At 64.5% G+C, this 17,680-nt stretch carries 14 protein-coding genes; 8 read left to right on the forward strand and 6 right to left on the reverse strand.

Annotated elements, in window-relative coordinates; translation table 11 throughout:
- Nucleotides 1–41: 41 nt before the first annotated feature.
- Genes H6718_16695 through H6718_16710 form a run of 4 tightly spaced genes read right to left on the reverse strand, consistent with a single transcriptional unit; the run spans nucleotide 42 to nucleotide 4,256 of the window.
- Nucleotides 42–1,088, reverse strand: a complete 1,047-nt coding sequence (locus tag H6718_16695) for a WD40 repeat domain-containing protein (protein ID MCB9587040.1) — start codon at nucleotides 1,086–1,088, stop codon at nucleotides 42–44.
- Nucleotides 1,085–1,756, reverse strand: a complete 672-nt coding sequence (locus H6718_16700) for a hypothetical protein (protein ID MCB9587041.1) — start codon at nucleotides 1,754–1,756, stop codon at nucleotides 1,085–1,087. Before H6718_16700 ends, H6718_16695 begins: the two co-directional genes overlap by 4 nt.
- Nucleotides 1,757–1,814: 58 nt before the next feature.
- Nucleotides 1,815–3,311, reverse strand: a complete 1,497-nt coding sequence (locus H6718_16705) for a hypothetical protein (GenBank protein ID MCB9587042.1) — start codon at nucleotides 3,309–3,311, stop codon at nucleotides 1,815–1,817.
- A gap of 54 nt (nucleotides 3,312–3,365) precedes the next feature.
- A complete protein-coding gene (locus H6718_16710) occupies nucleotides 3,366–4,256 on the reverse strand; it encodes an alpha/beta hydrolase (GenBank protein MCB9587043.1) in 891 nt (296 codons plus the stop codon).
- A gap of 105 nt (nucleotides 4,257–4,361) precedes the next feature.
- Here H6718_16710 and H6718_16715 point away from each other — a divergent pair, with 105 nt between their 5' ends.
- From H6718_16715 to H6718_16730, 4 genes are all read left to right on the forward strand, one after another.
- On the forward strand, nucleotides 4,362–5,981 hold the full coding sequence (locus H6718_16715) for a HAMP domain-containing protein (GenBank protein MCB9587044.1): 1,620 nt from the start codon (nucleotides 4,362–4,364) through the stop codon (nucleotides 5,979–5,981).
- Between the two features lie 169 nt (nucleotides 5,982–6,150).
- On the forward strand, nucleotides 6,151–6,723 hold the full coding sequence (locus H6718_16720) for a TlpA family protein disulfide reductase (protein ID MCB9587045.1): 573 nt from the start codon (nucleotides 6,151–6,153) through the stop codon (nucleotides 6,721–6,723).
- Between the two features lie 110 nt (nucleotides 6,724–6,833).
- Nucleotides 6,834–7,229, forward strand: coding sequence for a DUF962 domain-containing protein (locus tag H6718_16725; protein ID MCB9587046.1), 396 nt, complete (start codon nucleotides 6,834–6,836; stop codon nucleotides 7,227–7,229).
- A 215-nt stretch (nucleotides 7,230–7,444) separates the two neighbouring features.
- A complete protein-coding gene (locus tag H6718_16730; protein MCB9587047.1) occupies nucleotides 7,445–8,323 on the forward strand; it encodes a hypothetical protein in 879 nt (292 codons plus the stop codon).
- Nucleotides 8,324–8,465: 142 nt separating this feature from the next.
- Here H6718_16730 and H6718_16735 read toward each other — a convergent pair whose 3' ends face one another.
- On the reverse strand, nucleotides 8,466–9,503 hold the full coding sequence (locus H6718_16735; protein ID MCB9587048.1) for a hypothetical protein: 1,038 nt from the start codon (nucleotides 9,501–9,503) through the stop codon (nucleotides 8,466–8,468).
- 299 nt (nucleotides 9,504–9,802) lie between these two features.
- On the opposite strand from H6718_16735, the gene H6718_16740 reads away from it, so the two are divergent.
- The 4 genes from H6718_16740 (at nucleotide 9,803) to H6718_16755 (ending at nucleotide 15,125) form a co-directional block, all read left to right on the forward strand.
- Nucleotides 9,803–11,404, forward strand: a complete 1,602-nt coding sequence (locus H6718_16740; GenBank protein ID MCB9587049.1) for a hypothetical protein — start codon at nucleotides 9,803–9,805, stop codon at nucleotides 11,402–11,404.
- Nucleotides 11,405–11,615: 211 nt separating this feature from the next.
- Nucleotides 11,616–12,413, forward strand: a complete 798-nt coding sequence (locus tag H6718_16745; GenBank protein MCB9587050.1) for an undecaprenyl-diphosphate phosphatase — start codon at nucleotides 11,616–11,618, stop codon at nucleotides 12,411–12,413.
- Nucleotides 12,414–12,528: 115 nt separating this feature from the next.
- Nucleotides 12,529–13,623, forward strand: coding sequence for a mannose-6-phosphate isomerase (locus H6718_16750; GenBank protein MCB9587051.1), 1,095 nt, complete (start codon nucleotides 12,529–12,531; stop codon nucleotides 13,621–13,623).
- Nucleotides 13,624–13,712: 89 nt separating this feature from the next.
- On the forward strand, nucleotides 13,713–15,125 hold the full coding sequence (locus H6718_16755) for an amidase (GenBank protein MCB9587052.1): 1,413 nt from the start codon (nucleotides 13,713–13,715) through the stop codon (nucleotides 15,123–15,125).
- Between the two features lie 25 nt (nucleotides 15,126–15,150).
- On the opposite strand, the gene uvrB is transcribed toward H6718_16755, so the two are convergent.
- Complete coding sequence (gene uvrB / locus H6718_16760) at nucleotides 15,151–17,319, reverse strand: excinuclease ABC subunit UvrB (GenBank protein MCB9587053.1); 2,169 nt, start codon at nucleotides 17,317–17,319, stop codon at nucleotides 15,151–15,153.
- Between the last annotated feature and the right edge of the window lie 361 nt (nucleotides 17,320–17,680).

A 17,680-nucleotide genomic window follows, 5' to 3' on the forward strand; every position in this document is an offset into this window, starting at 1 on the left:
GTTGCGCGTGGCGGCCGCTGGCACTTGTCAGCGGCCCCGAGCTAGGGCTTCGAGAGCCAGAGGCTGAGTCGACCTTTGCGATCCACGGCGGCCACACTCGTTTGATCGGGGTCCAGGGCCACGTCTTCCACCAGACCAGCGGCGAGGCTCAGCGTGTGCTCTCCAGCAACCTCGACCAGATCCACTCCGTGGGACCCGCCCCGCAATAGCCACTTGCCGTCCCGCGTGAAATGCATGCGCTTGATCCAGGCGCCGTGCTTGCGCTGGTAGCGGCGACTCGGCTCGCCCTCGAAGGACCAAACGCTGGTCAGCGACTTTTCCCCTTCCTCAGCCAGCCATTGCCCCGTGGAATCAAACGTCAGGGCATCGCTTTCGCTCTCGTAGCGGGTTAGGGGGTGAGGGACCTCCGGCTCGGACACTTTCCACCACCAAATCGAGCCTTGCACCCAGGCCACCGCCAACGTGCTGCCGTCCTTGCTGAGGGCGAGGCTCTTCACGTCAATTGGGGGACCGGGAACGGCGATTTCGAGGCGCTTGTCGTCCTGCAGGTTGTAGAGGCGGATCACCCCGTCGTGGTGGCCGACCGCGAGCCAGGGCCAGACCAGAGTGGCTGCGGTCGCTGGGCTCTCCGCAAGCGTAGGCGCCGGGAGCTCCTTCATGCCCTTCACTTGGTACAGCTCGAGGCGACTCGCGCACACCACGATCAGCTTGCCATCGAGCAAGTAGACCCCACCCCGTAGCACATCGGTGCAAGTGGCGGAGACACCAGCGCTCTTGCCGGACCAGTAGTCGTACAGCTTCACCGGGCTGCCCTCCACCACCGCGGCCACGCGGGCGCTCTTGCGCTCCACTGCCACGGCTACGCCCCGCCCACCGATCTCCTCCTGCCAGCGTAGCTTGATGCGCTCCGGGTGAGCGCCGTCCAACGCCAACGCTATGGGGTGCGCTGATTTCCCTGCGGATTCAATGTTCGGCGTGTTCGGTTCGTGAGCGGGTGCGCTGCTCGCACCGCAGCCGACGCACGCAAGGGCGATGAAAGTGGCGAGCTTGCTTGCGGCTCTTGAGTACATCGGAAGCGCTTCGCTCATTGCTTTCCCGTTGGCGGATTGCTGGCGCAATCAACGAGCTCCCCCTTCGGCAGCACGCAGCTTTGACCCGGGTCGCACCAAAAGCTGGGGTACCGCTCGCAGCGGGCGCCAGCGCGAATACCGACGAAGCTCTGCACCCAAAATGGATTCTGCATGCCTTCCGGCATGGGTTGTTCTGCCTGCGGTTGTGGACCGGCTTGACACGGCACCTTCTGATACAGGTTCTCTTCGCAGTGGCCTGCTTGGTCAGGGCCGGGGCAGTAGCGGTCAGCTGTATAGTAACAGGCGGTTTGACTCGCCGAGAACTGGCGCCGGATACGTATCCACTCGGCACGATTATCCGGGCGGAAATCGTCGATATCGGTGTCCTGTAAGTAGGTGGGCGTTGACGGGGGAGCGGCACCGTCGCGCATGTTGGGCGGACAGTCCGCGTACATCGGTGGAGGCGGATTGCAGCTGACGTCAGGCGGGCAGTGCTGCGGTATCGCGTAGCGACAGCCGTTGCCATCGCCTTTGAAGATTGACGGCTTACCAGGACTGTCCATCGGACCGGTCGCGCCGCTGCCGCCCCCTTGAGTGGCCTTGCACCCGCTCGCCCCCACCAGGGTGACGACGAAGCTTGCGCTCAGGACACGGCCTGCACGGTAACGGCTGGGTGTGTATGCCATAGGCGGAGAGTCTATTCCGAGGCTGGCTGACCCGGTTTGAAAAAGCCGGCACGGCGCCTCAGTGGGCTCGGTACAGCACCAATAATCCGAGCATCAGAAACGCCAAGCCCACGCAAATCAATCCCAGGACCAACGTCAAGCTGTAGCGAGGGGCCTGCAAGCTAGCGTCAGCGCCCCGTTCGGTGTTGCCAAGCGCCTCCTGCTGCTTGAGGTGTGCCGCGAGCGTCGCCTGGGACTCCTGCGCGCGACGCAGCAAGAGCACGAGCACCAGCGCTCCCGACAGCAACGCGACACCGATTGCGAGCCACCTTGCGCGGGACACGCGGCTCTTGTCCCGCTGGTAGGCCGCGGGAAAGCCGTCGAGTAGGTGCATCTCCCGAGCCTGCAAGATGGGCTGCGGTGACTCGCTGCTATCGCTCAGCGGCCAGCCCACCGCGCCTGCGCTCGTGAAATCCGATTCGCTGGAGACGAGCGCCCAGTGTTTTGCTGTACGGAAATTGGCGGGTAGGGGCCAGCGGCCTCGGTAGTTGCCGTCTGGGGATGGCTGGAGCTCCACGCTGCCGCCACCCCAGCGGGCGCTCTGATCCAACAACGCGATGTACGCCCGCTCCCGTTCCACCGGAGAAGTCACGACGAGTTCAGGCGCCTGGCCTTCCCCGTCGATTTGCGCGTCCATCGCCCCCGGTACCACCGGCAAGCGCCAGGCGAGGCGACCTGATAGCGCCTCACCGCTCGGCTGTTCGAGCCGGGCCTTCACCTCGAGCGTGATGACGTGGCTGTCGGGCACCAGCTCTGCGTGAACGCGGCCTCGCTCGTCGCTCACCGTCCGTCGCCGTTCGCCACCCTCTTCGCCGCCTTCGAACCAGGTCGCGCCGTCCAGCCCGAGCTGCACGTCCGCCCCCGCGACCGGCTTGCCTTGGCGAGTTACCTCGATGAACAGGCCGTCGCGGAACGGGACCGCGTAGACACCGCGTGCGGGGGCGACTCGCAGCATCAGGTCACCCTGAGAGCGCTGGGTCCAAGTTTCCCCGACCTTCACGTTGTCTTGCCAGGTTCGCTCGAGTGCCGTGACGTTGCCGCGGGCGAGCACGTAGCCGCTCGGCAACTCGGCCTGTGCGCGATCCAAGCTGACGCTGAGGCTCAGGGGGCCCTCGGTTGGTGCGTCGAACCCCAGTGTGACTTCGGCGTTGCCTTGGGGATCCGTTTGGCCTCCCCAGGAAGCTTCACGTCCGTCCGCAGTCCGGGCGTGCACCTGGAGTCCAAGCTGTCGAGGGCTCTCGAACTCTCCCAAGCGTTCGGCCGCTTCGAGCCTGAGATGGTACTCGCTTTGGCCTTCGAGCGGTCCCCCGTAGAGGCGAGCGGCGACGTACGGGCGAGGGGCGCCGACGACGAACAACGCAAACCCGATCACCAGCACGCCGAATCCGGGTAAGCCAACCAACGCCCACCAAGAGAGGCCGGAGGACGCTGCGATGTCTTCCGAAGGCTCCGAGTCCGGATCGGCCAGCGCTGGCTCTTGCCGCGCTAGGTCCTCCTGCTCGTCCTCCTCCCTCATGGGCGTTGGTCTACTCGACCCCGGCGTCGAGGGCCAGCCGTGAGGGCGAGGCTGCTAGCAGCGCAGCCAGTCGAGGATGCGTGCGTTTACCGCGCGTGGATTCTCCAGCTGGAGAAAATGCCCAACACCGCCGAGCAGCTCACTCTGGTGCTCCGCGGAAAAGAAGCGTTCTTGCCCCTGCATGAGCTGCCAGCCGACGCAGCCGTCCTGGACGCCATGCAAATACAGGAGCGGCACCCGAATGTCCTTCGTTTGACCACCGACGCGGGGCAGGTCGCGTATGGCCTTAGGCAAGGCGCGGTAGTACTCGATGGGAGCCGGGAGGCTCTGCTCCAAGCAAGATTTAAGTTCCGCGAGGTAATCCCCGGGGGGCTCGAACGTTGGCGACCAGACCTCCCATAGGCGATCGATGAACTTGAAGTCGTCCTTGGGAAGGATGCGCTCAGGTAGGAAGCGAGTCTGGAAGAACAGCATGTACCAGGAGCGCCGCAGCTGGCGCAGGTTCGCTCCTCGCAAGAACGCCAGTGGATGCGGGACTGCTAGGGTTACTGCGCGGCGAAATCGTTCAGGAGCTCGCGCGATGGCCAGATAGGTGATCAGCGCGCCCCAGTCATGGCCGACCAGGCTGACGGGGCGCTCCGGACTCAGGGCGTCTGCCAGCTCGAGCACGTCATCCGCGAGTCGCTCGAGGTCATACGGGCCACGAATGGAGCTTGGCGCGTAGCCTCGGAGCCAAGGGGCGTAGCCAGCAAAGCCGGCCCCGCTCAGCTCCTCGAGCAGGGGTGTCCAGCCGCGGGGGATGTCCGGGAAGCCATGCAGGCAGATCACGACCTCTGCGTCCGTTTGGTTGCTTGGCACATGCAGCGAGTGCAAGGAGAGCGAGGGCAGGTCGAAGACCCGTGTGGTCAGCCGGGTGCTCGGGTCATTCTTCGGCTGTGCTTGCATTGCGCCCTTATAGCGCGCCGAGAGTTGCCTGGGCAGCCCAGCGAACTCAGGTGATCTTCGGGTTTTTCTGGCTTTTCGTTGGAAGCTGCGTCGAGAATCCAGGACATGGCAGTCGGACGGATCCAGCGACGTCTGGCGCTGGCCATCGTGCTCACGGCGCTCATCCCCTTGGTGACTGCGATCGCCATGGGAGAGTGGATGGTGCGTCAGACCTCGGCGCGTTTCTATACGCCCGAAGTCGGAACCCGCTTGGATGACGCGCTAGACGTCTATCAGGATCTCGCTCGCGCCGTGAAGGCGCGCATGCGGGGCGGAGCGGCGAATATGGCGGAGGACACGCGTTTGCGCCGCGCTGTGTTCCGCAAGGATAAAGCCGCCGTCGATCGCGCGCTCAAACGCTTGTTCCCGAAGCAGCCCGATCTGGTCACGCTGAGCGTGGAGGACGCGGACGGAGAATCTCTGGGTGAGATCACTCGAGGTAAGGCGTTCGATCCCGCGACGGAGTTCGATCTCGAGGTGCGGGTGCCTCTGGTGGATCCGGACGCACCAGTGGAGAATCCGCCCGAGCTGGTTGCCGTGTTCGCCACGGAGGCCAAGCGATTTCAGGAGCGCGATCAGCTCTCCACTTTTCTCGACGCATACCGCACCGTGGAACGTCGGCGCGAGGGAGACGACTCAGGGCGCCTGTATGCCTTCTCTGCGCTCCTGGGGATCACGATCTTGATGGCGATCGGGGTCGGGACGACCCTCGCTCGAAGTGTATCCGCGCGGATTGGTGAGCTCGCGGAAGCCACCCAAAAGGTCGGCGAAGGGGATCTGGACATTCGCGTTCCCGAGAAGGGGCAAGATGAGATCACCGACCTCGCGGCAGCCTTCAACCGTATGGTGATGGAGGTCGAGACCAGCCGGGCGCGCATCGAGTACCTGCAGCGCATTGGCGCGTGGCAAGAGATGGCGCGCCGCCTTGCCCACGAGATCAAGAATCCGCTGACGCCGATTCAGCTCGCCGTTCAGGAGATCCACCGCCGTTACCCAGGGGCCGACGCGAACTACAAGCGCATGCTCGACACCACGCTGGAGATCGTCGAGGACGAAGTCGGCACGTTGCGGCGCCTGGTGAGCGAGTTTTCGAACTTCGCCCGACTACCGCGCGCCGAGCTGAAGGAAGCGGACCTCGGTGATGTCTTGCGGGAGCTCCAGGGCCGCTCATCCGTGGTCGAAGAGGAAGACGAAGTGATCCCGAGCGGTGCGGCGTTTGGCTTACCCGAAGACTCCTCGGTGGACCTGGAGATCAAGCTGCCGGAGGACGAGCTTCCGGTGTTGCTCGATCGCGACATGTTCAAGCGCGTCCTGGTCAACCTCGTGCGAAACGCGGCTCAGGCCAGCGCGGAGCAAGCCTCTGGAGCGCGCCCGCGGGTGAAGGTCAGCATCGAACGCCAGGGCGAGCAGGTCGTGCTCGACGTGGACGACAACGGCCCGGGTATCCCCGAGGATCAGCGCAAGGTAGTGTTCGATCCCTATGTCACTACCAAGAGTGACGGGACCGGCCTCGGCCTCGCGATCGTGAAGAAGATCGTGGTCGAGCACGGAGGCCTCGTGACCGCCCTCGAGAGTCCGCTTGGAGGGGCACGCCTGAGGGTCCGCCTGCCCGTGCTCGGGAGCGCCGCCTCGGAAGCGGCGCTCGCCGCGCGGAGCGAAGATGGGCCGATCTCCACGCGAGCGTGACGCAGCGCCTCGAGGAGCAAGCGCTGGCGCGCCCGGCAGCTGCGATGGTCCTCACCCCCAAACCATCCTCACTCCTCAGCGCGGGCGTAGGCACCACCGAATGAGTCTCGGGGACTTTCTCGCAGCACCGCTGGCGAGGTGTGCAAGGGTCAGGTAGAGCACTCAGCAGATGAGCCGCGACTCTGAGCCTGCCCGGCCCAAACCCAAGGCGAAGGAAAACCCGAATCAGATCTACATCACCGCTGCGTTGGTGTTGGTCGCGGCGCTCGTCTTTGGTTTGGTGCTATTGCCAAGACTCGATCCAAGCAAGAGCCCGCTGGTGTCTCAGGCAGCGCCGGACTTCGCGCTCGAGGTCATTCACGAAGGGGACGAAGGCAGCCGCATCCGCTTGAGCAACCTCAAGGGCAAGCCGGTGTTGCTCGACTTCTGGGCTAGCTGGTGCGGACCGTGTCGTATGCAGGCCCCAATCGTCGACCAGATAGCCCGGGAGTATGGCGAGCAGCTGCATGTGGTCGGCGTGGACACCGGAGACGCGCTCGAGCCCGCGCAAATCTTCGCGAAGCAAACAAAGCTCTCCTACCCCTGCGTCTTCGATCCTGACGGAGCGGCTGCCAAGAGCTACGGCGTATCGACGCTGCCAACTTTGGTGCTGATCGACAAAGAGGGCAGCGTGCGCCTGGTGCGCTCCAGCGTGATGCAGCGCGACGCGTTGAAGGCCGCGGTCGACAAGCTCCTCGACTAGTGCCCACCGCAGCGCTGGGGGTGAGGGGAGACTTTTTGGTTCCCTGGGGTGGGCCAATGCGCGGCCGGGGGGTAACCTTTGCCCGTTCCCGTCCCATTCGAGGAGAGTCCATGAGCAAGCGGTTCGAAAGCTTCGAAGAGTTCTGGCCCTACTATGTGCGTGAGCACAAGAACAAGCTGACGCGACGCTTTCACTTCGTCGGCACGGGCATGGCCCTCGGCTGCGCCGTCGGTGGCTTGCTCACCGGCCGCAAGTCGCTGTTGCTGCTCGCACCGGTGATGGGCTACGGCCCCGCGTGGATCAGCCACTTCTTCATCGAGAAGAACAAGCCGGCGACCTTCGACTACCCGAAGTGGAGTCTGCTCGCTGACTTCGTGATGTTTGCGAAGATGGCGAACGGCACGATGGACGCCGAGGTTGAACGTATCCTCGCGGAAGAAGCAGCGGCGGCCGACGAGGAGCCGGAGATCGCCACCAATATGGCGACGGACGGCACCCTCCACTAGATCCTCGCCGCGCTGGGGCAGACTGGCACCCTGCGGTAAGGAAGAGTCAGTGTTGCGCTTTCGACACAGGTACGCACGGGGCTGACCGCGTAAGCAGCTGCACAGCGGAGGAGAAAACCCGTGGAAATTCCGTTGTGCCCGCGCCACGGGCCAACGTTCGGAGCGGTGCAGCGCGCCCGGGTGGGTTGGCAAGGCGCTTGCTCTCTGGATTGACCATGGACCAATTCGAGCACGGCTCACCCTCGGATCTTGGCGCCCGTGAGGCCCTGCCCGCAGGGGAGCGCTGGGGGATTTGGATCGACCGCATCGTGCGCCTGGCGATGCTCGGGGTTGCAGCAGGCTGGCTCGCTGGATGCACCACGCTGGGGCCGGTGCCCACCGTCACGGGGCAGGCGATCTCGCCTGAGCCGCGCAGCAACCTAGAACTCCAGGTCGGCGCCGTTCCGGGGTACTTCTTGAGCGGTGCCGTCCAGGCGGAGCCCGAGGGGTCGCCGATCCAACAAGGGGCAGGCATGTTCGATCCCGAAGATCTGATCGGCGTGAAGGGCTTGGGCGTTGGTGGCCGAGTGATCGGTGGTGGGGACGAAGGCGCCTACGGCGAACCCATGGTGCGCTATCGCACCTATGTCGACTCCGACGAGCGGTTCGCCATGGGCGGCTTGCTCTACGGGACGCGCGCCAGCGGCGGGGCAAGTCACGCGAGCTACTCCATGACGCGCATCGGTGGAGAGTATGCTCTCGATTTCCGCGCGACCTCCAAGAGCGAGTGGGCCGAAGTGCATCTAACGGGTGGTGTGGGCCTACTCAGTCTCGACGCGAACGGAAAGTACTGCCAGGGCAGCGATGGCTACGGTGTGGACTGCGATGATCAGCTGCCCAATGCCACCGTCGGCGTGAACGGGCTCTACCCCACGGTGTTCGCTGGCGCCAACCTCGACCTGTTCCGGCACCTGGACTCTGCGTTTCATGGCGCGCGGCTCGGCCTCTTATTTGCCGCAGGGCAAATGCCTCGGGTGCAAAACGCTGAGCAACAGTCGTCGACTGCCTACGCGAGCGGGGGCGCGACCTTGACGGTGATGCTCGGCGGCTTGTGAGCTAGTGAGGCGAATCTGTGATTCGCTGAACAGGTCAACACAGCGTTTCCTCGTCTCAAGAGTAGTGCGAAGGCGCAAAACTCGTGCGCCCACACCCTCAGGGGGGCGCGGGAGTTTTGTAGCGAACTACGGAGACAGGACACTAGCTCGCGTCGTCATCGCGACGAGCGAGCAGCCTGCGCAGCAGATCGAACGGATCGAAGCCTAGCAATCCCACCACGTCGCGGTCTTCTACTGCCGCTTTGACGCGCTCGAAGGCTGGAGCCAGCGGGCTCGCGTCACCGAACAGGTTGCCTACGCCGACACGCTCAGCCAGATCGCGAATCGCGAAGAACGCAGCGCGCCCAGCGTCCACTCCAAGCGGGATGGCGAGCGCGGGCACAACGGGGGACAGCACCACGTCCCGCGCCGCCACCGCCGCTGCCCAGCTCCCGGCGTGAGACGCCTCGCTCAGCTTCTGGAAGGTCTCAAGCTCCGCGAAGCAACCCACGGCAACCGGGCCCACGCGGTGCTCCACGGCGCGTAGCAGGTGGCGATAGTCCCGCGTCCAGTCGCCGCTCACGAGGCCCATGTCTTCGCGTAGCTCTTCTGGGCCGAGCAGCAGGTCGAAGCCGTTTCCGCGGCGCCTCAGCGTGATGCTGGTAAACAGGCTGCCCCGCTCGAACACACCAAGCACCAGCGCTTTGCCATCGGGGCACACCAGATCCAGCGCGCGCAGCTTCAGCTTCTGATTGGGTAATGGCCATGCGGAAATCTTCCAGGGCCAGGCTTGGAGCTTGCCGTTCGCTTCGACCTCTTGAGCCGAGCGCAGGAACTCCACCACCTGATCGAACGCGTCATGCTCTGGCGTGAGCTTTTCCGCCCAGCTATCTACCAAGTCGTTTAGCGCCGACCACTCGAGCTCCACCGCCCAGTGGGCGTCGAACGCCTTGGCCAAAGACTCGAGGCTGACTGGCCACTCGAGGGCGCTGACCGAGCGGTCGCCACGTGCCCCCGTCAGCTGAATACGTCCAGTGCGTGTCGAGAGCAGTTTGACAGGACGGCCCTCCGACGTGACCACCACCACGCCACCGCCCACGTCACTGGGTGCCGAGCTACCGGGTCGCGGACGAAACGCCTTCGCGAGGCGAGTCCAATCCTGGGTCGTGAACCCTTCGAAGCGCAGGTCGTTCGTGAACACCGGCGCGGAGTATACGGATCTCCGGTAGTACCTGCAGCAAGTCGCGTTTCCAGCGCCATTGGATATGCGGCGGGGAAACGCAGCGCAGGCTGCTTAAAGCTTGAGTTCGATGGTTTTCGACTATGCTCCGCGCTCTTCCGGCGCTCCGACTGATTCTCTCGAATCGAAGAGCCTGGAAGCGTGCGCGTGTCTGTCTGAGGCACGGGCCATCCCACTCCCCCAAGCGAGCGTCTGCAGACCCGTAGACGACAACGCTGCGAAACCTCCTCTGACGTAGAGGAGGCTCTGCGAGCTTTTCTATGAACCTTCGTACTTACTTCACGGCGCTGCTGAGTGCCGCCATCTTCCTGTCTGCCTGCGCGGAGTCCCAGACGCTCAAACACATGGATCGCGAGGACAGTTCTGGTGGTGATGCCGGTAGCTCTTCGGCAGGGACCGCTGGTAGCGGCGCCACGGACAGTGCGGGCGGAAGTCCGATGGGCGGTTCCGCAGGGCAGCTGGGCGGCGGCGGTGCGGACCCTGGCAGCGGTGGCACAGCAGGCGCTGGGGAAGGCGCCGCGGCCGGTGCCTACAACAGCGGCGGTGCGGACAGCGGTGGAGCAAGCAACGCGGGTGCTGGCGGCAGCCAGGCCAATGGATCAGGGGGTGTTGGTGCCAGCGGCGGCACGAGCGCTGGTGGAGCCGGAGCCACCGCCGGCACCGGCGCAACCGGTGGCACTGGCGCAACGGGGGTCGGCGTCGCGGACTCCTGCCCAGGGCAAGCACTGAGCTTCACCGGTTCGGGTAGTATCCGTACGGCAACTGTCAGCGGCTCGACAGTGGGTGCCATCGCGGATATGACCGGTGGCTGCGGTAGCTCCGCCTCGTCACCAGATGTGATCTATGAGGTCACGCCGGATACGGATGGGCGCCTCGTCTTCACGCTCACTCCGGAGAGCGGCTTCGACTCAGTGCTCTACATCCATGAGAGCGGCTGCAATATCTACGAGGCCGCGTGCAAGGACTCGAGCGGGCCGGAGGAGATCGAGCTCTGGGTCACGGCTGGCACCAAGTACTACGCGATCGTGGACGGCTACGGGGGCGACAGCGGTAAGTTTACCCTGGACGCCACGCTGTATGCGGCGACGCCCGGCGATACTTGCCCTGGGGAAGCGGCGACTTGGTCGGGAAGCGGACCCTACACCTGGTCCGCGAGCGGCGACACGTCGACGCGCCCGGACAACTACGGCAGCAGCGCTTGCGGCAGCGCCGCTGGCGACGCCGTCTACGCGCTCACAGCGCCCACGAATGGCACGCTGACCGTGGAGGTCTCCGGGAGCTTCGACTCTGAGATCTCACTCTCCACCACGTGTGGTGAGTCCGACCTCATCTGCAACGACGACACGGGCAGCAGCGGGACGGAGACGTTCAGCGTTCCCGTGACCAGCGGCACCACGTACTACCTGGTTATCGACGGCTACTCTGCGAGCTACAGCGGCAGCTACAACGTGAACGCCACGATTACGGAGCCCCCAGCCAACGACGTGTGCCCCGGTCAAGATCTGACGTTCAGCGGGAACACCGCGAGCGTCACCGGGAGCACCGTGGACTCCACGCACGACTACGCGGGCACGTGCGGCACCGGAGGAGGCTTCGGACCCGAGCTCGTCTACCACTTCGTGGCGCCCGCGACCGGCAGCTACACTGCGACCATGACTGCTTCGAGCAGCTACGACCCGGTGCTCTACGTCCGCAGCGGGTCCTGCGCTGGTGGCACCCAACTCGATTGCGCGGATGATGGCGCGTCTGGCTCAGGCGAAAGCGTCACCTTCAGCGCAACGGCGAACGCGGATTACTGGGTGTTCGTTGATGGGTACGGCGGCAAGTCTGGCACTTTCACGCTGAACATCACCTACAACTGAGCAGCGCTTCGTTCAGGCCCGGCTTCGTCCGAGGCCTGACTGCGCTTGGCCACTTCGCGCCCGGGAGGCGCGAACAATCAGCACTGTCGCGCCCGGGAGGCGCGAACAATCGACACTGTCGCGCCCGGGAGTCGCGAACAAGTTAGCAATTCTCGCGCTGAGTGTGTTTTCCGGGTGGCACTCGGCGCGTACGCCTGTACATCGCGGGCTCATGTCTCCGTTCGTCGAAGCCATCGTGCTCGGAGTGCTGCAAGGCCTGACTGAGTTCCTTCCCGTCTCAAGCTCTGGGCACCTTGCGCTGGGCCAGATCTTGATGCGCATGGGTGAGCCAAGCCTCACCTTGAGTGTGGTGATGCACGCCGGCACTCTCGCGGCCACTGCGCTGTTGGTGCGCGAGCGTCTGATGGCTGCCGTTCGAGAAGGCGTACGGGGCCTCGCGCAGCCCAAGCGCTTCACTGAGACTCCCGGAGGTCGCGACGTGTTGGTCGTCGTGTTGGCGACCTTGCCGACCGGCGTCATCGGGCTGTTGATGCGGGCGGCAGTGGAGAAGTACACGCAGTCGCCGTTCGCGATTGGCTTGGGCTTCTTGCTGACGGCGCTGCTCCTGTTATCCACGATCAAGGCAAAGCCCGGGGAGAAGGACACGCCGACTTGGGTTGGCGCGCTCCTCGTCGGCGTCGCGCAGGGCATCGCGGTGTTGCCAGGTGTGAGTCGCAGCGGCTCGACGATCGCGGTGTTGCTGTGGCTGGGCGTGAAGCCGGCGCGCGCGTTCGAGCTCTCGATGCTGATGAGCTTGCCCGCCGTGTTGGGCGCCGTGGTGCTCGAGTCGCGACACCTCGACTCGCTGCACGGCATGGGACCAGCGCTGCTCGGCGCAGGCATCGCCTTTGCGGTCGGTGTGATCGCATTGGTGCTGCTGAGGCGCGTGGTGATTCGCAACGGCTTCGCTTGGTTTGCGCTGTGGGTGTTGCCCCTCGGCGTCTACACGTTGTTGTTCGTCAAGGTCTGAGCAGCGCCGCCATGGCGTAGTCCGCGCCGGGAGTTTTTTCGGGGGAGAGGTGCGCCCGCTCGCTTCGTGACTTCCCGTGGTTGCAGCGTCTGAGTTCAGAGGATAAGTCCCGCCCATGTCGAATGTGTATGCAGTGGTGATGGCTGGAGGCAGCGGGACGCGTTTTTGGCCAGCCTCGAGGCGGCTCAACCCGAAGCAGTTGCTCAGCATCGCGCCGGGTACCGACGAGTCGCTGATCGCCGGCACGGTGCGGCGCATGGCGCGCATCACTAGCCCCGACAACATCCTGATCGCTACCGGCAAGCACTTGCTCGGTGCAACCAAGCGTCAGCTGCCAGGTATCCCCGAAGCGAACTTCTTGGGCGAGCCTGTCGCGAAGAACACCGCGCCGTGCATCGGCTGGGCGACGCTTGTTGCCGCGCGGAGAGACCCGAAGGCGATCATCGTCGTCGTTCCAAGTGACCAGCACGTGGCGAAGGAAGCGGCCTTTCGTGCCGCAGTGAAGCTAGCGATCCGCTCGGCGAAATCGGGTGTGATCACCACCATCGGGATTCAGCCGACGCGCCCCGAGACTGGCTACGGCTACATCGAGCTCGGCAAGCCGTCAGACCTGAAGGACGTGCACGCGGTGAAGCGCTTCGTCGAGAAGCCGGATCTGAAGACCGCGAATCGCTACCTGAAGTCGGGGCGGTACGTCTGGAACGCTGGCATGTTCATCTTCCGCGCGGCCGACATGCTGGCGGAGATTGAGCAACACCTTCCGGAGCTTCACGCCGGACTGACGAAGATCGACGACGCGGCGCGCAAGTCACCTGGCGCCGAGGCAGCAGCCACCCGGAAGTTCTTCGCGGCCGTGCAGTCGATCAGCATCGACTATGGCGTGATGGAGCGCGCGCAGAGGCTGAACGTGGTGCCTGCCAGCTTTGGCTGGAGCGATCTCGGGAGCTGGGAGTCCAGCTGGGAGCTCGGAGCGCGTGACGCCGACCACAATGTTGCACCGGGTTCAGCGGTCCTGGTCGACGCGAAGCGGAATCTGATTTGGGACACGCGTCCCCGCGCCGACAATCGCGTCGTGGCGTTGGTCGGCGTGGAAGATCTGTGTGTCATTCAGACGGACGACGCGCTCCTCGTGATCCCACGGGAACGCGCCCAGGACGTGCGCGCCGTCGTGGATCGCTTGAAGGCTGGTAAGCGCGACAAGCTGGTGTGAGTCACTGGGAGGGTGGACCTCTCCCCCTAAAAAATTAGGGTGTTCGTAGGCGCTGAGACAGCCGCACGCGCGACTGGCAGAATCACGTCATGAGCCTGCTGTCGAACACGCTGCTCGAGCTCACCGTGCTGCTCAAGAGCCGCAAGGTGTCCCCCGTCGAGCTGATGCGCGAAACCCTCGAGCGCATCGCTGAAGTGAACCCAGCTCTGAACGCGCTCGTGTGTCCAAGGGACCCCGACGTGCTGATGCAGGAGGCGCGAGCTGCTGAGGCGCGACTGATGGCAGGCGAAGGGCGCATCTTCGAAGGACTCGCCCTGGGGGTGAAGGACCTGGAGGACGCGGAGGGTTTGATCAACTCTCAAGGGTCATTGCTCTTCAAAGACAACGTTTCCGCGCGGGATTCGATCCAGGTCGGTCGCCTCAAGGCCGTGGGCGCGATCGTGATCGGGAAGACGAACGCGCCCGAGTTCGGCACGACAGCCATCACCAAGAACCTGGTCTACGGCACAACCAGTTCTCCGTGGAGCGCCGAACACACGCCGGGAGGATCGAGTGGTGGTAGCGCAGCCCTGCTGGCCGCCGAGGCGCTGCCGTTGAACACGTCGAGCGACGGCGGCGGATCCATCCGCATCCCCGCGAGCTTCGTGGGAGCGTTTGGCTTCAAGCCGAGCATGGGACGCGTCGCGCGTGGGCCCTTCGAGTTTTGGGACTTTGGTCGCACTTCGGTGTGGGGCCCGCTGACCAAAACCGTCGAAGACGCCGCGTTGTTCTTGGATCAAGTCGTTGGGCATCACCCGCTCGATCCGATGAGCTTGCCGCACCCTGGGTTCAGCTACTTCGATCACCTGGAGCAAGCCCGCGAGCGCAAGTGGCGGGTCGCCTACAGCGCCGATCTTGGATACGCGGTGGTGCAGTCGGATGTCGCGCGCGTCGTGCGGGACGCGGTCAAGGTGTTCGAAGATCTCGGACACAGCGTGGAGCAAATCGAAGGCGGTCCACCGGAGCTCGGCGCTGACTGGGGTCTGATAGGTGCGTTCGAGCTAGGATCGCACCTCGCCCCGCAGCTCAAGCGTCACGGAGATTTGTTACAGCGGTCCGTGCTGCGCACGATTCGCATGGCCGAGACGGGCCTCGACCTGGAGTGGTGGGGGGAAGCGGCGCGCCGTCGGGCCGAGCTCTCGAAATGGGTGGCTCAGCTGTTTGGAAAGTACGACCTGCTGCTGACTCCGACGGTGCCCTATGACGCACCGCCCGCCAAGGGTCCGTTCCCGGCGGAAACGGATGGCCGCTTGCAGCGCGTCGCCAGCGTGGCGTCGTTCACCATCCCCTTCAACTTGTCGTGGAACCCAGCCGCGACCGTGCGCGCGGGGCTGTCCGACGCTGGGCTGCCAGTGGGCCTGCAAATCGTTGGGCCTCTGCAACGAGATGAGCTGGTGCTTGAAGCAGCCCAGGCGTTCCAGCGCGCCCACCCGTGGCACCCGAACTGGCCGCTACGGCGCTAGCCGTTCGGCGTGCGCCTAACGGCGTCTAGCGACGCTTGCGGCCGCCGCTGGAAGGGGCTGCGCCACCACGCTTGCCCCGCGAGCTTGGCTTGGATGAAGCGGGCCCAGCTTTGCCGAGCTTGCCTCGAGGGCGACTGGACGCCGCAGCGGATTGCGGCCCACGGGAACGCGGGCCGCTCGCGGGCTCATCTGCTGGAGAGTTACCTGTCAGCCGCTTGATCTCATCGCGACAGCGAGCGGCCTTCTCGAAATCGAGGTTCTCTGCTGCGCTGAACATCTCTTGGCGTAGCTCCTCCAGGCGCTCCGCCAGCGCCGCCTCGTCAGCTGGAGACTCGCTCTTGCCGTCCTTGGCTCGGCTCGGGCCCTTGGGCACTGCGTAGTAGTCGCTGGTACCTGCGCTCGGGCTCACCTCGAGGATCGCGCGCTTGACCGTTTCCGGGGTGATACCGTGTTCGGCGTTGTACGCCTCCTGGATGGCGCGCCGTCGAGTGGTCTCGTCGATGGCTTGCTTCATCGAAGGCGTGATGCGGTCTGCGTACATCAACACCTTGCCGCGGGCGTTGCGCGCGGCGCGGCCGATGGTCTGAATCAGTGAGCGAGCAGAGCGCAGGAAGCCCTCTTTGTCGGCGTCAAGGATCGCCACCAAGCTGACCTCAGGTAGGTCGAGACCTTCCCGGAGCAAGTTGATGCCCACCAGGACGTCGAACTCGCCTGCGCGCAGGCTGCGCAGGAGCTCGATGCGTTCGAGGGTTTCCACGTCAGAGTGGAGGTAGCGCACGCGGATGTTCAGCTCGGCGTAGTACTCCGTGAGGTCTTCTGCCATGCGCTTGGTCAGCGTCGTGACCAAGACACGCTCGTCCGCTTCCACGCGCAGGCGGATCTCCTCCAATAGATCGTCGACCTGCCCGGCAACGGGCCGAAGCTCGATCTCCGGATCAATCAGGCCAGTAGGGCGGATCAGCTGTTCGACGGGCTCGCCGTCGCTGTTTTGGAGCTCGTAGTCGCCAGGCGTGGCGGAGACGAAGAGCACCGTCTTCATGTGTTGTTCGAACTCGTCGAACTTCAGCGGACGGTTGTCGAGCGCGCTGGGTAGGCGAAACCCGAACTCCACGAGCGTTTCCTTGCGGGAACGGTCGCCGCGATACATGGCGCCGATCTGCGGCACCGTCTGGTGGCTCTCGTCGATCACCAGCAGGAAGTCGTCGGGGAAGTAGTCGATGAGCGTAGGGGGCGGGTCCCCCGGTGAGCGCCCGGACAGATGGCGCGAGTAGTTCTCGATGCCTTGCACGAAGCCCATCGTCTCGAGCATTTCCAGGTCGTACTGTGTACGCTGCTCGAGGCGCTGCTTCTCAAGGAAGCGCACCTCTTTGTCCAGGTACTCGAGGCGATCGCGCAGCTCAGCGCGGATGTTGTCGATGGCGCGCCGCATGTGTTGCTGCGGCGTGACGTAGTGCGAGCCTGGAAAGACGGAGTACTTATCGAGGCTGCCCAGCACGCGGCCGCGCAAGGGGTCCACCTCACTAATCGCTTCGACTTCGTCCCCGAAGAATTCCACGCGGATAGCGAGTGCCTCCTCATACACCGGGAAGATCTCCACGATGTCGCCGCGCACACGGAAGCAGCCGCGATGAAAGTCGATGTCGTTGCGCTCGTACTGAATGTCCACCAGGCGCCGAAGCAGCTCGTCTCGGCGCATTTCTTGACCCCGTTCGATCTGGATCAAGAGTCCTTGGTAGCTCTCTGCGGAGCCGATGCCGTAGATGCAGCTAACAGACGCGACGATGATCACATCCGGGCGCGAGAGCAGCGCCTGGGTCGCCGCGTGGCGCATGCGGTCGATTTGATCGTTGATGATCGCGTCCTTCTCGATGAACGTGTCGGAGGACGGGATGTAAGCTTCCGGCTGGTAGTAGTCGTAGTAGCTGACGAAGTACGCCACCGCGTTGTCGGGAAACAGATCCTTCATCTCGCCGTAGAGCTGCGCGGCGAGGGTCTTGTTCGGCGCGATGATCAGCGTCGGCCGGCCCATCTTCTGGATCACGTTGGCGACGGTGAAGGTCTTTCCGCTACCCGTGATGCCCAACAGCGTCTGGCAGCGATGCCCTTGTTCGATGCCAGCCACCAGCTTCCTGATCGCTTCGGGTTGGTCGCCGCGGGGCGTGAAGTCGCTGCGCAGTCTGAAAGGGGAACTCATGGGGGATCTGGCGCCTCCGCCGGCTTGGCGTGTAGCGGTCGCGTTAGCGCGAGCTAACTGCTGGAAGTCGCGCTCTGGACGCGAGGTCAACAGCATAGCCCCGGCACGCGGCGCAGGGTCTACCTCCCCAGCGCTTCCTACTGACGTTCCGTTGTCAGGAGTCCCGCTCAGGTGAGGCGAGCTTGGTCGAACGCGTGACGTTGCTGTCGTGGGTCTGTTCTAAGCGCTGGGCATCATTGAACAAGCACCGGACTGTGCGCGTGGCCGTACAGAATTGCTCGCCTGTGTTCGCATTTCTTTTTCGCGCCCCGAGGCGCGAACAAGGGACAACTGCGCGCCGGCGCAGGCGCGAACCTCAGAC

The organism is Polyangiaceae bacterium (genome assembly GCA_020633205.1).
Lineage (GTDB): Bacteria > Myxococcota_A > Polyangia > Polyangiales > Polyangiaceae > JAHBVY01.